Origin of the sequence: Pseudoduganella rhizocola (genome assembly GCF_045984285.3) — a bacterium.
Classification (GTDB): domain Bacteria; phylum Pseudomonadota; class Gammaproteobacteria; order Burkholderiales; family Burkholderiaceae_D; genus Rugamonas.
Map to the genome: position 1 here is coordinate 21029 of NZ_JBJQIK030000012.1, position 14541 is coordinate 35569.

The 14541-nt window shown below is 63.9% G+C and carries 13 protein-coding genes and 1 tRNA gene; 6 read left to right on the top strand and 8 right to left on the bottom strand.

The annotated features are described in order from the left end of the window. Positions 1–161: 161 nt before the first annotated feature. Positions 162–794: a LysE family translocator gene (locus tag ACJRPG_RS21565; RefSeq protein WP_408002159.1), complete on the top strand. Its 633-nt coding sequence runs from the start codon at positions 162–164 to the stop codon at positions 792–794. Here ACJRPG_RS21565 and ACJRPG_RS21570 read toward each other — a convergent pair. Continuing rightward, positions 782–1741 carry an amidohydrolase family protein gene (locus tag ACJRPG_RS21570; RefSeq protein WP_408002160.1) on the bottom strand — a complete coding sequence of 320 codons (960 nt, stop codon included), beginning with the start codon at positions 1739–1741 and terminating at the stop codon, positions 782–784. The two genes, ACJRPG_RS21565 and ACJRPG_RS21570, sit on opposite strands and share 13 nt — an antisense overlap. 152 nt (positions 1742–1893) lie before the next feature. Between ACJRPG_RS21570 and ACJRPG_RS21575 the strand changes: the two genes are divergently transcribed. From ACJRPG_RS21575 to ACJRPG_RS21585, 3 genes are all read left to right on the top strand, one after another. Next, a tRNA-Ser gene (locus tag ACJRPG_RS21575) sits at positions 1894–1984 on the top strand. 244 nt (positions 1985–2228) lie between these two features. After that, the gene (locus ACJRPG_RS21580) at positions 2229–2681 is read left to right on the top strand and encodes a MarR family winged helix-turn-helix transcriptional regulator (protein WP_408002161.1); all 453 of its coding nucleotides are present in this window, start codon (positions 2229–2231) and stop codon (positions 2679–2681) included. Then, on the top strand, positions 2678–3493 hold the full coding sequence (locus ACJRPG_RS21585) for an NAD-dependent epimerase/dehydratase family protein (protein WP_408002162.1): 816 nt from the start codon (positions 2678–2680) through the stop codon (positions 3491–3493). The genes ACJRPG_RS21580 and ACJRPG_RS21585 overlap by 4 nt, the downstream gene beginning before the upstream one ends. Positions 3494–3498: 5 nt before the next feature. Here ACJRPG_RS21585 and ACJRPG_RS21590 read toward each other — a convergent pair whose 3' ends face one another. Beyond that, positions 3499–3849: a YciI family protein gene (locus ACJRPG_RS21590; protein ID WP_408002163.1), complete on the bottom strand. Its 351-nt coding sequence runs from the start codon at positions 3847–3849 to the stop codon at positions 3499–3501. A gap of 167 nt (positions 3850–4016) precedes the next feature. Here ACJRPG_RS21590 and ACJRPG_RS21595 point away from each other — a divergent pair, with 167 nt between their 5' ends. Further along, positions 4017–5294: an MFS transporter gene (locus ACJRPG_RS21595; RefSeq protein WP_408002164.1), complete on the top strand. Its 1278-nt coding sequence runs from the start codon at positions 4017–4019 to the stop codon at positions 5292–5294. Next, positions 5291–6922, top strand: coding sequence for a glycoside hydrolase family 43 protein (locus tag ACJRPG_RS21600; protein ID WP_408002165.1), 1632 nt, complete (start codon positions 5291–5293; stop codon positions 6920–6922). Before ACJRPG_RS21595 ends, ACJRPG_RS21600 begins: the two co-directional genes overlap by 4 nt. A 6-nt stretch (positions 6923–6928) precedes the next feature. Here the strand turns inward: ACJRPG_RS21600 and ACJRPG_RS21605 are convergent, their stop codons facing one another. The 6 genes from ACJRPG_RS21605 to ACJRPG_RS21630 all read right to left on the bottom strand — a co-directional run bounded on the left by ACJRPG_RS21605 (position 6929) and on the right by ACJRPG_RS21630 (position 14539). Next, positions 6929–7471 carry an HPP family protein gene (locus tag ACJRPG_RS21605; protein WP_424712500.1) on the bottom strand — a complete coding sequence of 181 codons (543 nt, stop codon included), beginning with the start codon at positions 7469–7471 and terminating at the stop codon, positions 6929–6931. Between the two features lie 98 nt (positions 7472–7569). After that, entirely contained in the window at positions 7570–8154 is a 585-nt protein-coding gene (locus ACJRPG_RS21610) for a DNA-binding protein (RefSeq protein WP_408002167.1), read from the bottom strand. 78 nt (positions 8155–8232) lie between these two features. Then, complete coding sequence (locus ACJRPG_RS21615; RefSeq protein WP_408002168.1) at positions 8233–8553, bottom strand: DMT family transporter; 321 nt, start codon at positions 8551–8553, stop codon at positions 8233–8235. 142 nt (positions 8554–8695) lie between these two features. Continuing rightward, on the bottom strand, positions 8696–11827 hold the full coding sequence (locus ACJRPG_RS21620; protein WP_408002169.1) for an efflux RND transporter permease subunit: 3132 nt from the start codon (positions 11825–11827) through the stop codon (positions 8696–8698). Next, entirely contained in the window at positions 11817–13322 is a 1506-nt protein-coding gene (locus ACJRPG_RS21625; protein WP_408002170.1) for an efflux RND transporter periplasmic adaptor subunit, read from the bottom strand. The genes ACJRPG_RS21620 and ACJRPG_RS21625 overlap by 11 nt, the downstream gene beginning before the upstream one ends. Continuing rightward, complete coding sequence (locus ACJRPG_RS21630) at positions 13319–14539, bottom strand: TolC family protein (RefSeq protein ID WP_408002171.1); 1221 nt, start codon at positions 14537–14539, stop codon at positions 13319–13321. Before ACJRPG_RS21630 ends, ACJRPG_RS21625 begins: the two co-directional genes overlap by 4 nt. Positions 14540–14541 lie beyond the last annotated feature (2 nt).

Sequence of the window (14541 nt, forward strand, 5' to 3'; positions counted from 1 at the left end):
CAAACACCCTGTCCCGGAAATTCGCGCGATGGCGAGTTGGCATGCGCGGCAACGGTGACTCGGATGCGGGACAAGCCAGGCGCCATTCCTGTGGTTTCGTGACAACGCCAGCAAGGAACTGCGATGCGGGGTAAGCTGGCAGTTTTGTCGAGGAAGAGACAATGGAATTCACGCACTGGCTGGCCTATGCCGGCGTCGCGCTGGTCAGCATACTCAGCCCCGGCCCCGCAATCCTGCTCGCGGTATCAAACAGCGTGGCTTACGGCTGGCGGCGCACGGCGTGGTCTTCGCTTGGCAATGTGGTCGGCGTGATGCTGCTGGCGATGGTGACGATCGCCGGCCTGGGCGCGCTGCTGCAAACATCGGAGCTGCTGTTCACGGCATTGAAGGTGCTGGGCGCGGGATACCTGATCTACCTCGGTGTGCGCCAACTGCGTTCGAAGAACAGCGTATTCGCTGGCGCAGAAACGAATAGCGCGCAGAGTGCGCGCAGCGACCGCCAGCTGTTCTTCGACGGCCTCACGCTCGCCATCTCGAATCCGAAAGCGATTCTGTTCTTCACCGCCCTCTTCCCGCAATTCCTCGACCACAAAGCGGCGCTCGGCCCACAGTTCGCGCTGCTGACCGGTACCTTCATGGTGTTCTCATTCTGCTCGCTGATGTCCTACGCCGCGGCCGCACGCACCACGCGGCACTGGTTCCGCAGCCAGCGCAATGTGAAGATCTTCAACCGCAGCTGCGGCAGCATGTTCATCGCGCTCGGCGCAGGCCTGCTCACGATTCAGCGCAGATAAGCCGGAACGTTGTTCGCGATCTGAGTGAACTCCGCCTCTGTCAGCGGAATGCGGCGGAACGCAGCCCACGACTCGCGCGGGCGCAGATTATCGCCTGCCGCTGAATCGGTGCCATACAGCACGCGTGCAATCCCAACCTGGCGCAGGCGGTTCGCCAGGCGCTGGGCATCGGCATCGGTGATGTCCTTATTGGCGACGGAGGCCACATCGAAGTACAGGCGCTGCGTATGCGGCTCCCTGTTCGCCACCGCCTGCGCCAGCACACCCATCACCTCATCCGCCGGTGGATCGACATAACCCGGCCCGCTACCTGCCAGGTGCGCGATCTGCACATCCACATCCGGCGCCATTGGCAGCAGCTGCTCGATGAAGGCACGGGCCTGCACAGCGCCATACGGCCGCTTCTTGCTGATGCTGGCGCGCATATGGATGGCCAGCGCCATCCTGTGCGCATTGGCCGCGCGGAAGAAGGTTTTCAGTTTCGCGATGTGCTCGGGATTCTCAAGCTGCACATCCGAATTCCCGAAGTGCAGCTTCACGCCGCGCTTCAGTTGCGGATCCTTCGCGCAGCGGGCCAGCTCCTCGATGGCGTAGTCGCGCATCGGATTCACGCCGCAGAAAGCGCGCAGGCGGTCGGGGAAGCGCGCGGCCTGCATCGACGTCCAGTCGTTCTCCGCTTTCACTTTCTCGTACTCGTTCTCGATATTGCGGTCCGGCCGGCCGAACATATAGGCGGTGGACAGCAGGAGGCCCTTCTGGATGCCCGCCTGGTCCAGCAGTGCGACGATATCGGCGGCATCGAGCGCCTTCACGGCCGGCGAGGCAAGCAGAGCTTCGATGGCGGGACTGAATGCGTGCTGGTGCACATCGGCTTCGGGCGTGACCTGGGCGGAGCTCAGGCTGGCGGTGCTGAAAGCGATGGCAAAGCTGATCAAATGGCGTTTCACGGGGGTGTCTCCTTCTTTTGATCCAGTGTGCGGCGGGGGCTTGTGAGCGTCAAGCGGGACGCGGCCTGTGAATGACGGGCGGAAAAAAAACTTGGTACTCGGCGGAACGTTTGCTATAATCTGCGGCTCTCGCGAACAGCGCGGGAAATGCAGGAGAGATGGATGAGTGGTTTAAGTCGCACGCCTGGAAAGCGTGTATAGGTTCATAGCCTATCGGGGGTTCGAATCCCCCTCTCTCCGCCAGAACAAATAAAAACGGCCTCCCCTGCGGGAGGCCGTTTTTATTTGTTCGGACGGAGCGAGGGGGATTCGAAGACCGGCCCCTGCAGGGGCCGGGCTCTTCGAATCGCCCATTTGCTGCCCGCAAGGCGGGCAGCGCCGCGCGCCGAGGGCGCGCGCAACTACCGCCAAGTCCGTCGTAACCTCTTGCAATTCGTTCGGCACCATACTATTATGGTTCGGTACCAAACAACTTCATGGAAGAACTGTGGACCATTTACAAGGAAACGCCATCGCCGAATGGATCAAGCGCTATCACCTCACCAGCCGTGCAGCGATGGATGCATGCCTGCGCCCGTTCGATGTCGGCGCGACCCAATGGTATGTCCTCTGGAAACTGGTCAATAGCGGCCCGACCCTGCAGCGCGACTTTCTGGACCTGATGCAGGTGGAAAAGGCGACCTTGAGCCAGGTAGTCGCGGCCCTGGTCCGGAAAGGCCTCATCAAGCAAACCCCGGCGCCCGATGACCAACGCCAGCGCGTGCTGAAAATCACCGCCGCTGGGCAGCGCCTTTGGGAAGCAATGCCCGACCCGATAGAAATGATCCTCAAGCATTCCTTCGACGGCGTGAGCGAAGCGGACCTTGCCACCGTCACCCGCGTGCTGCAGGGCGCGACGGAACGCCTGGCCACTCAACTGACACAAGGACTCAAAGCATGACCATCCTGATTACCGGCGCTACTGGCCTTGTCGGCCAGCGGCTCTCGAAGCGCCTCGTCCACATGGGGCTGGACTGCAGGGCCCTCGTTCGCAATTCTCCAGCGCTGCCGCCTGGCGTGGTGGCGGTTGCTGGCGACATACTCGATCCGGGCTCGCTGCGGGATGCCGTAACGGGGGCATCGACCATCATCCATCTCGCTGCCGTATTCCGCACCGCTGACGAGAAACTGATCTGGAAAACCAATGTGGAAGGCACACGCAATCTGCTGAACGCTGCCGAAACCTATGCACCGGAAGCGCGCTTCATTCTGGCCAGCACCAGCAATGTCTACGATACAGCCACGTCACATCCAGGACGCGAGGATGATCTTGTGGCGCCTACGCAGGCTTACCCGGCCAGCAAAGTCGCGGCCGAGAACCTCGTGCGGGCGAGCCAGCTGAACTGGGTGATTCAACGCTTCAGCTTCGTCTATGGCGACAACGACGGGCACATCGAAGCGATCCACGAACACGTTCAGAAAGCAAAATGGCATCCTGCACACAAAATGAGCATGATCCATCACCGCGACATCGCCACCGCTATCGCCATGGCGCTGACAGGAGCGATGGATCGCCGCATCGTCAACATCGTGGACGATGCGCCGACCTCGATCTACGAACTCATGGAGCTGGTCGGCCTGAAGCTGGAGCCCTCGTCCAGCGCACTGCCCGATCCCTGGCACCTGCATGCCGACGGCTCGCTGGCGCGCAGCCTTGGCTTCGTACCCACGGTTGCATCGGTCTACCAGGCGCAGAGGGAAGGCATACTCTGAGATTGCTAGGCCATAACAAAAAAAGGCCGCACCTCCACAGGCACACGGCAAACCGCAGCTGCCTTCCGGCCCCAGGCCAGCGCCTCGTCCGCGCTGGCCACTTCCAGCACCCAGAATCCGCCGACTTGCCCGGCCGCCCTTGCGTATGGACCGTCGCTCACCGTCACATCACCAGCCTGGTTCACCTGCAGTAATTTCGAGCAGGATGCCGGGCGCAGGCATCCCACAAACACCCTGACGTCCGCAGCAATCATCTCGCCGTTCAGCGCATCCAGGGCGCTTTGCGTCGCCTCGTCATGCACGGCAAAAGGGTCGTGGTTGTCGGGATGGTGAAGGGCTATCAGGTACTGCGCCATGCGGTTTCTCCTTTGATGTCCTGCCGGGCGGATGCTCCGCCTCGCTGCAACGACGAACGATGCATACGCATTTCGACATCACCACATTAAAAATTCATTAGGTTGCGCAATCATTATTATTCACCGTTGTGATATCTTTACGGCGTTATCGATATGATTGCGCAAACATGACTCATTCAAAGATCAAGGGACTCCGCTGGTGGATGATTGGATTGATCATGCTGGGCGCCGTCATCAACTACCTCACACGCAGCACGCTGGCCGTCGCGGCCCCTACCCTGCTCACTGAGCTGAACATCAGCACCCAGGAATACTCATACATCACGGCCGCCTTCCAGGGAGCGATCATGCTGCAGCCTTTGTGCGGCTACATACTGGACGTTATCGGCCTGAAATTCGGCTTTGCGATGTTCGCGGCAGCGTGGTCGGTGATCTGCATGGCGCACGGCATGGCCACCAACTGGCAGACGCTGGCGGTCCTGCGCGGCCTGCTGGGATTGGCCGAAGGCTCCGCCAACCCGGCCGGCATGAAGGCTGTCTCCGAATGGTTCCCGGCCAGGGAGCGCGGACTGGCGGGCGGTATCTTCAATATCGGCGCGTCCTTCGGCTCGATGCTGGCGCCGCCGCTGGTGGTGTGGGCCATCCTGCACTACAACTGGCAGTCGGCATTCGTCATCACCGGTGCGCTGGGCCTGATCTGGGTGGCCATCTGGCTGCTGCTGTACGATGCGCCGGCACGCCACCGCCGCCTGTCGGAGGCGGAAGCCCAGCATATCGCCGCCGGACAGGAGCAGCACCTGCAGGGCGACGGCAAGCGCCCTTCCATTCTCACGATCCTGAGGATGCGCAATTTCTGGGGCATCGCTTTGCCGCGTTTCCTCGCCGATCCCGCATGGGGCACGCTGTCGTTCTGGGTGCCGCTGTACCTGACCACGGTGCGCAATTTCGACCTGGCGCAGATCGCCATGTTTGCCTGGCTGCCCTTCCTCGCGGCGGACCTGGGCTGCATGTTCGGCCCCGTGGTGGTACTGGCGTTGCAGAAGCGCGGCGTGCGCCTGATTAATGCGCGTCGCGGTGCTTTCACGCTCGGCGCCATCATGATGATGGGCGTTGCCTTCGTGGGCTATGTGGACAGCCCTTATGCGGCGATTGCCCTCCTAAGCCTCGCGGGCTTTGCGCACCAGACGCTCTCCGTCACCGTCATTACGATGTCCTCGGACCTGTTCCGCCGCAACGAAGTGGCCACGGTGGCGGGCATGTGCGGCACCTTCGGCAACTTCGGCCTGCTGCTTTTCTCGCTGCTGATCGGCGGCCTGATGGCCACCGTCGGCTACACGCCATTTTTCGTCAGCCTGGCGGTGCTCGACCTGATCGCCGCAGTGCTCCTGTGGACGCTGGTGCGCGAACCGGTGCAGCCTGAACCCCTCATCACGAAAACAGCATGATCCAGAACCCCATTCTTCGCGGCTTCAATCCCGATCCATCCATCGTGCGCGTGGGCGACGACTACTACATCGCCACCTCCACTTTCGAGTGGTATCCGGGCGTGCAGATCCACCATTCGCGCGACCTGGTGAACTGGCGGCTGCTTACCCGCCCGCTCACGCGCGCCAGCCAGCTCAATATGCTGGGCACTCCGGATTCCTGCGGCGTTTGGGCGCCTTGCCTGACGTATGCGGACGGCCTGTTCTGGCTGATCTACACGGACGTAAAGCGCTACGGCCGCACCTCCACCGGCGGCGCCACCGGCAGCGCTTCGATGCGCGATTTCCATAACTATCTCGTCACCAGCCCGTCCATCGAAGGGCCTTGGTCGGAACCCGTGTACCTGAACAGCAGCGGCTTCGATCCGTCGCTGTTCCATGACGACGACGCCCGCAAATACCTGCTGAACCAGTTGTGGGACCATCGGCCAGGCAGCAACCGCTTTGCGGGCATCGTGATGCAGGAGTACTCAGTGCAGGAGGGCCGCCTGATCGGACGGCGCGAGAATATCTTCAAGGGCACGCCGCACGGCCTGACCGAAGCGCCGCACCTGTACAAGCGCAATGGCTACTACTACCTGCTCACCGCAGAAGGGGGCACCGGCTGGAACCACGGCGTCACGATGGCGCGTTCGCGCAATCTGCATGGCCCGTATGAACTGCATCCCGACCAGACCATCCTCAGCTCCCGCAACCGGCCGGACGCCGAGCTGCAGCGCGCGGGGCATGCCGACCTGGTGGAGACGCCGGACGGCCAGACCTATATGGTCTATCTGTGCGGCCGGCCGCTGCGGAACCGCGGCACTTGCACGCTGGGCCGGGAAACCGCCATCCAGCGCATGGTGTGGGGCGATGACGGATGGCTGCGTACCGTTGACGGACAAGGCACACCTGAACTGCAGGCGGAAGCGCCGCCTCTGCCGGAACACCCGCTTGCGGCCGAAGCCGAACGCGAAGAATTCGATACGCCGGAATTGCCGCTGGCCTTCCAGTGGCTGCGCACGCCGTGGCCGGAAGAGCTGTTCAGTCTCACCGCACGGCCCGGCCATCTGCGCCTGTACGGCCGTGAAAGCCTGGGCAGCCAGTTCCGCCAGGCGCTGGTGGCCCGCCGCCAGCAGGCGCACTGCTTCAGCGCTTCCACAGCCGTCGAGTTCGAGCCCGAGCACTACCAGCAGATGGCGGGCCTGATCTGCTACTACGGCGGCGCCAAGTTCCACTACCTGTACATTTCGCACGACGAAACCGTGGGCAAGCACATACGCGTGATGAGCAGCCTGCCCAATCACCTGCAGACCGATTCCTTCACAACGCCGCTGGCGCTGCCGGCGAACCAGCCGGTGGAGCTGCGCGTGGAGGTGGACGAGGAACGCCTGTATTTCGGCTATCGGCTACCGGGCGGCGACTGGCAATGGCTGCCGCAGATGTTCGACGCCAGCATCCTGTCGGACGAAGCCAGCGCACCGGGCCAGCCCAACTTCACCGGCGCTTTCGTGGGCACGGCTTGCCAGGATATGGCGGGCACCGCGCTGCATGCCGATTTCGACTATTTCGAGTATCGCGAGCGCGCATTTCGCGCCGATCCCAGGTAAGCGGCGCTAATCGATCGCGGGAAGCTGCATGGCCGAAGCAGCAGTGTCGCCCGCACTGGCGTCCTTCGCGCCTAGCCAGTACCGCGGATATTCCTGTTTGCACGCGCGATGATAGACCCAGCCCGATGCCACCAGCGCAATGGCGCCGAACAGCGTGGGGAACAGCAGGAAGTCCCAGCCCGGCAGGCCGAGGAACACGATGATGGGGTTGGACCCTGCCGGTGGATGGACGGTGCGGGTCAGCATCATCACCGCAGCGGCCGCAGCGACCGCGAGACCCAGGGCCCACCACGTTTTGCCGAACACCAGCAGCGCAATCAGTCCCATTGCGGTACTGATGAAGTGACCGCCGACGATGCTGCGCGGCTGAGAGAAATGGTTCTCGGGGAAAGCGAACAGCAAAATGGAGGTCGAGCCGAACGATCCCAGTGCCAGCAGCACGTGCAGGTCGAAGGATGAGAACGCGAGCACGGAGATGCCGAAGAAGATGCCAAGGCATGCCGTGAACGCTGTGCGTAGCGAGGGACGAGGAGGCGGGCGGCGATCCATAGGCAGGCCTTATTCAACTTAAAAAAACGGCCGGGAGAGTCTGTTCTCACGGCCGCATCAAAGGCTGTCCCGACAAGAGGACAGCGCATAGGAAATCGTTACTGGAACTTCAAACCGGACGGACGCAAGGCGTTGATATCAACCGCCTCACGCTCGCTCGCCAGGATGATGCTGAACGGCGATGCCTCCGGACGGCCGCCGCGCGCGTTCGACAGCAGGCCGCTGAAATGACCGAAGCCTGCATCGGCAAGGCTGCCGCGGCGCGGAGTCTGGACTTGTGCCTGATCGGCCGGACGATTGACGTCGTAATGCCCGCCCCGCCCTTCCAGCCGTGCGGTCAGAGCAGCGACGGTGCTGCGCAGTTCCGCCAGCTGGGCGTCCTTTTCCTGCAGCGCCACTTCATGCTCGGCGCGCATGGCACGCACACGCTGTTCCGCGTCGTGATGCAGCTGTTCCGCAAGCTGTTCGACCATGGCATGCAGGGCGCGAGCGGTGTCCTCGTGCTTCACGCCCGCGCTGGAGTCTTCGCTCTCCAGCTCTTTCAGGTATTTGTGGATCGTCGATTTGGAGCCGGTATTTCCCAGCGCCAGGCGAACCGCATCGACCGAGGGATAGCGCCCTTCGGCCAGCAGCTGGTCGCGGCTTGCCCTGACCTGTGATTTCGATAAACCGGTACGCGCCATGGTTCGTCTCGATATTCTGTAATTACGTAATGAGACGAGTATAACCGTACTTTTTTGAAAACTGCAATCTTTGGCGTGTCAGTTTGTTGTAGAAAGCTTCATCAGCACCAAACCGCTCACGATCAGCACAGCGGCGGTGACTCGCGCGAGGCTGAGGTGCTCGCCCAGGAAAGCCACGCCGACCACAAAAGCGCCCACGGCGCCGATGCCAGTCCAGATGGTGTAGGCGGTGCCCAGAGGGAGCGTGCGCATGGCGAACGAAAGCAGCACAACGCTCGCGATCATCGCAATGACGGTAACAACGGAGGCAGTAATGTTGGTAAAGCCGTTTGAAAGCTTCATCGAATAAGCCCAAACAACTTCCAGAATTCCGGCGACGAGCAGATAGATCCAGGCCATGGCGGCGCTCCTTATCAAGAGCCGGGCCGTCCCGAATGCATACCCACGATGGGGGAGGTCGTCCTCCTGGTCGACGTGCCGCGCAAGGGGCACCGAAGCGGACAGATTGTAGCCCACTTCAGTGCCTTTTGCAGGCGCCCGCTCAGCGCCTGTATGCCGCCTTCGCAAGTACCGGCAGTACAAACAGGGTAAGCAGCGTGGAAGACAGCATGCCGCCGATAACCACCGTCGCCAGTGGCCGCTGGACTTCCGCACCGGTGCCGACAGCAATCGCCATCGGCACGAAACCGAGGGATGCAACCAGCGCCGTCATCAGCACGGGCCGCAGGCGCGCGAGCGCGCCTTGCACTATCGCCTCTTCGGCCGCAATGCCCTGCTCCCGCAGCGTGCGGATATGCGACAGCATCACAAGCCCGTTCAGCACCGCCACGCCGGACAATGCGATGAAGCCCACGCCTGCCGACATCGACATCGGCAGCCCGCGCAGCCACAGCGCCATCACGCCACCGGTCAGCGCCAGGGGCACGCCGGTGAATACGAGCATGCCGTCGCGCAGGTTGCCGAACATGGAGAACAGCAGTATCGCCAGTACCATCAGCGTGAGCGGCAGCACGATGCGCAGGCGCGCCGCTGCCGATTCGAGCTGTTCGAAGGTGCCGCCCCACGCCGTCCAATAGCCGGGAACCATCGGCACCTGCTCGCGGATGGCGAGCGAGGCTTCGGCAACAAAGCTGCCGATATCGCGCCCCCGCACGTTCGCCGTCACCACCACGCTGCGCTTGCCGTTCTCGCGGCTCACCTGGTTGAGGCCTGGCGCGGTCTCAAAGCTCGCCAGTTCCGATAGTTCAACATAGGCCGGGCGGCTGCCCTCGCGCTGCGGCAGCCGGATCGGCAGGCGCTTGAGCGCTTCCTCGTTGTTGCGGATCTCTTCGGGCAGGCGCACCACGATATCGAAACGGCGGTCGCCTTCGAACAGGATGCCCGCTTCGCGCCCCCCGATGGCCGTGGCGACGCTGGCCTGCACTTCGCCGATGCCCAGGCCGAGCCGCGCTGCACGTTCCCGGTCGATACGCACAGTCAGCATCGGCAGGCCTTCCGTGCGCTCGAATTTCACGTCTGCGGCGCCGCGCACCCTTTGCATCGCGCCCGCAATGCGCTCGCCGAGTTCCTGCAGCGTGTTCATGTCATCGCCGAAGATGCGCACGGCCACGTCGCTGCGCACACCTGATATCAGCTCATTGAAGCGCATCTGGATCGGCTGCGTGAACTCGTAGTTATTGCCGGGCACCTTTTCGGCCGCCGCCTGCAGGGCTTCCACCAGCGCAGCCTTGCCCAGCCCCGGATCGGGCCACTGGCTGCGCGGCTTCAGCATGATGAAGGTATCCGTCACGTTGGGAGGCATCGGGTCGCTCGCAATTTCGGCGGTGCCGATTTTGGAAAACACGGTTGCCACCTGCGGGAGCGCAGTCAGCGTCTGCTCCAGTTCCAGCTGCATGGCAACGGACTGCGTGAGGCTGGTGCCGGGAATACGCAGCGCGTGGACCACCAGGTCTCCTTCATCCATGGTGGGAATGAACTCCGTGCCCAGCCGCGTTGCCAGCAGCGCGCTCAGCGCAAGCACGGCCAGCGCTCCGCCGGCCACGGCAAGCGGACGGTCCATCGCCCGCGCCAGCCAGCGGCCATACTGGCTGCGCAGCCATGCCAATGCTTTGCCTTCTTCACCGCTCACCGGCTTGACGAACAGGGCCACGGCAGCGGGAACGAAAGTCACCGAGAGCACCATGGCCGCGAACAGCGCCGCCACCACCGTGAAAGCCATGGGCTGGAACATCTTCCCTTCGATACCCGTGAGCGTGAATATGGGCAGGTAGACCACGATGATGATCGCCTGCCCATATAGCAAGGGGCGCCGCGCATCGCGTGCGGCGGCAAAGACTTCCGCAAAACGTTCTTCCCGGCTCAGCGCGCGCCCGGCGAGCGCTTGCGCCGCTGCAAGGCGGGTGATGCAACTCTCCACAATCACCACGGCGCCGTCGACAATGATGCCGAAGTCCAGCGCGCCAAGGCTCATCAGGTTCGCGCTCACGTGGTTGCCCGCCATGGCGGTGAAGGTGAACAGCATGGAAAGGGGAATCACCGCTGCCGTCAGCAAAGCCGCACGGAAGTTGTGCAGGAAGAGGAACAGCACCACAACGACCAGCGCGGCGCCCTCCAGCAGGTTCTGGCGCACGGTCGCAATCGCCTTGTCCACCAGCGAAGTGCGGTCGTAGACGGTGCGTGCGGAAACGCCTTTGGGCAGATTGAGGTTGATTTCCGCCAGCCGCGCATCCACTGCACGCGATACCGCGCGGCTGTTCTCCCCGGCCAGCATGAACACGGTGGCCAGCACCACTTCGTGGCCATCTTCCGTGGCAGCACCGGTACGCAGCTCCTTGCCGAGGCTCACTTCCGCCACGTCGCGCACGCGCACGGCGACGCCGCCCCGGCTGGCAATCACGGTGTCTGCCAGTTCACGCGCCGAAGCGGCGCGCCCCGGAGCGCGCACCAGGTACTGCTCGCCGTTCCGTTCGATATACCCTGCGCCGGTATCGGTATTGTTACGCTCCAGCGCCGCCACCAGGTCGCCGATATCCAGCCCGAATGCGACCAGCCGCGCCGGCAGCGGTGCAACGAGATACTGCTTGGCATAGCCGCCGATGGCATTGATCTCGGTAACGCCTGGGACGGTGCGCATCTGCGGCTTGATCACCCAGTCCTGGATCTCGCGCAGGTCCATCGGCGTGTAGGGCGTGCCGTCCGGCTTCAGGGCACCCGGCTTCGCTTCCACGGTCCACATATAGATTTCACCGAGGCCGGTGGCAATCGGCCCCAGTTGCGGCTCCACACCGGACGGCAGCTGGCCGCGCACTTCCTGCACGCGCTGGTTAACCAGCTGGCGCGCGAAGTGGATGTCCGTTCCTTCCTTGAACACCACCGTGATCTGCGACAGGCCGTAGCGCGACAGCGACCGCGTCTGCTCCAGGTGGGGAATGCCGGCCATCGCCGTTTCGATGGGATAGGTGATGCGCTGCTCCGCCTCAAGCGGCGTATAGCCCGGCACCGAGGTATTCACCTGCACCTGGACGTTGGTGATATCCGGCACCGCATCGATGGCGAGGCGGGTGAAGCTGAACGCGCCAAGAACGGCAACCAGCAAGGTGGCGAGCAGCACCAGCCAGCGCTGGCGGATCGCAAACTGAATCAGCGCGTCGAAGCGCGATGGACTAGTGCTCATGCTCAGCCGACGCCTTTCCCAGGTCTGCCTTGATCAGGAAACTGTTCTTCGCGGCATAGCGCTCGCCTGCATTCAGGCCTTCCAGCACTTCGGTGTACTGGCTGTCCCTGCGGCCGGTTCGGACGGGCCGCGCTTCAAAGGCATCGCCATAACGGCCGAACACCACCGTCCTGCCGCCCATCTCCTGCAAGGCTTCGTTGAGCACCGCCACGGCCACCGCTTCCTCCGCCGCCAGCAGGTCCACCTGCACCGGCACGCCGGGCCGCCACAAGCCTTCCTTGTTGCTGACCACAATGCGGGCCCTGGCGCTGCGCGTTTCTTCGCCGACCACGGCATCCACGCTGGCCACCGTGCCGGTGCCGCTGGCGTCGAACGAAGTACCGCGTACGGCAACCTTCTGGCCGCGCCTGATCTGCGGCAGGTCTTTCACCGGAATGGTGGCCTCCACCCACACGTCCGACAGATCGATAATGGTGAAGATCGGCGTATCTTCGCGCACGGCTTCGCCTTGCGTAACATGGCGCATTGCAATCGTTCCGGCGATGGGAGCCCGCAGTTCGTAGCGCGTCATGCCGCTGCCCGCATTGGCGCCGGCGCCGAAGCTGGCCAGCTTGTCGCGCGCGGCGCGGTGGCTGATCTCTGCTTCCTGCATGGCCGTGCGGGCCTGCTGGAAGTCCTGCTCGGCCGATATCTTTTCTTCCCACAAGCGGCGCTCACGCTCATGGTTTGCCATCGCCAGGTCAAGGCGGCGCTTTGCCGCGAGCACTTCGGCCCGCAGGTCGGCCAGCGCAGCGCTGGAGAGCACGGCCAATAGCTGGCCCTTGCGCACTTGGTCGCCCGCACGCACCGGCACCTGTTCCGCAATGCCCGCTGCGCGCGGCACCACATGCACCTGCCTTTCATCGTTCGCGCGCACTTCGCCGATCAGCGCCAGGCCGGAGCGAATGGTGACAGGGCCCGCCGTGTGCACGTCAACGCCGCTGCGCGTAAGCTGGGCGCTCGTCATCATCACCCGCGCCTCCACCTGTTCGAAGGCGAAGCGGTACTGCTTGCCCTCGTCCACCGCCACCAGGCTCACCTTGAAGGAGTGCGGCTCGGCGATCACGGTGGTGCTCTTGTAGTAGCCGTTCTCCGGCTGGAATTGGATGCGCTCCACAGCGCGGCCCAGGCGCACCAGCTCCGCGCCCAGCACCGCATTTTGCACAGGCTTGCCTTCGCGGCTCAGGTAGACGCGAAATTCCGGACTGCCTGCCTGCTCCGCGATGGAGAGTTCGAGCTGCATGCCGCGGTCTTCCAGCAGGCGGCCACCGTGCGGTCCGCGTGCAATCTGTTCACCCGCGTCGCCCTTCTCGGCGCCGTGCGCGTGTTCCTTCTCATGCCCCGCTTCCGTTTCGGCATGGCCGGAATGTTTCGGCCATTGCCAGATGAGGATGGCCAGCAGGCATGCGGCGGCGGCGCACAACACCAGCGCTTTTCTTGTCGGTCGTGGAATCATGGGTATTCTCCGGTGTGGGTCGGGCCGAGCAGGCGCTCAAGGCGCGCTGCTGCGCGCCAGGCCTCCCTCACTGCCTCCGTGTATTGGGCCTGGGATGCCAGCAGCGTGCGCTGCGCATCCAGCACGTCGATAAAGCTGAATTTTCCGTACTCGAAGCCTTTGACGGCGGCGTCGAAAGACGTGCGTGCAGCGGGCAATATGGTGTCGCGCAGCAGCAGCGCATTGCCGTGCAGGGCTTGCACCTGCTCACGCGCCAGCGTGAATTCCATGCGCAGGCGGCGCGCTTCGGCCTGGCGTGCCAGCTCCGCGGAATCGGCACGTCCCAGCGCTTCGCGCAGCTTGCCCTGGTTGCGGTTGAACAGCGGCACAGGCACCGATATGCCGATCACGCCCTGGCGCCGGTCCATTTCCGCATCGCGCTTTACACCCACCTGCAGCGTGATATCGCCAACGCGCCCGGAGCGTTCAAGCTGCACCTGTGCCGTGGCCAGTGCGGCTTCGGCCTCTGCGCGCTGCAGCAGGCCCGAACGCGCAAAGCGTTCTTCCGCCTGAACCGCATCCGCGGCCGGAAGCTCGCCTTCGGGCAGGGCCAGCGGCGTGCCCGGTTCCCTTCCCATCAGGTGTGCCAGCTGTGCGCCGGCCGCAGCCTGCTGCGCCGCGGCGCGGCTGGTCTCAATGCGGGACGCAGCCTGCGCGAGGCGTGCCTTGTTTTCCTCCACAGGCGAGATCTTCCCCGCGCGCACTCGGCGGGTGGCCGCATCCAGCGCGGAAGCCGTCACCGCTTCCGCCTGCCGCGCATTCGCCAGTGCGGCGTTTGCAGACAGGGCCTCGGCATAGGCTTCCATTACGCTGGCGCGCAGTGCGGCGGTGAGCACGGCGAGATCGGCGGCAGCCAGCTGCGCGCCCTGCTCCGCGTGCGCGGTGCGGGCGGCGCGCTTGCCGCCCAGCTCAAGGCGCTGGCTCAGCAAATAGCTGGTAGTGCGCGTCGCAGCGTCGCGCCCTTCAAGCAGCGCGGATACTTCGGGATTGGGCAAGGCAGCGGCCTGCTCGCGCAGGGCGGGAGCGGCGCTGAGCTGGGCCCTTGCCGCAGCCACGGAAGGATCGGCGGCGAGCGCTTCGCGCTGGGCTTGCGCAAGCGTTAATACAGCCGGCCCGGCGCCGGCCCAGGGGGCGGCGCCAAACCAGCATATGCCCGTCAAGAGCAAAATGCGGAACATGG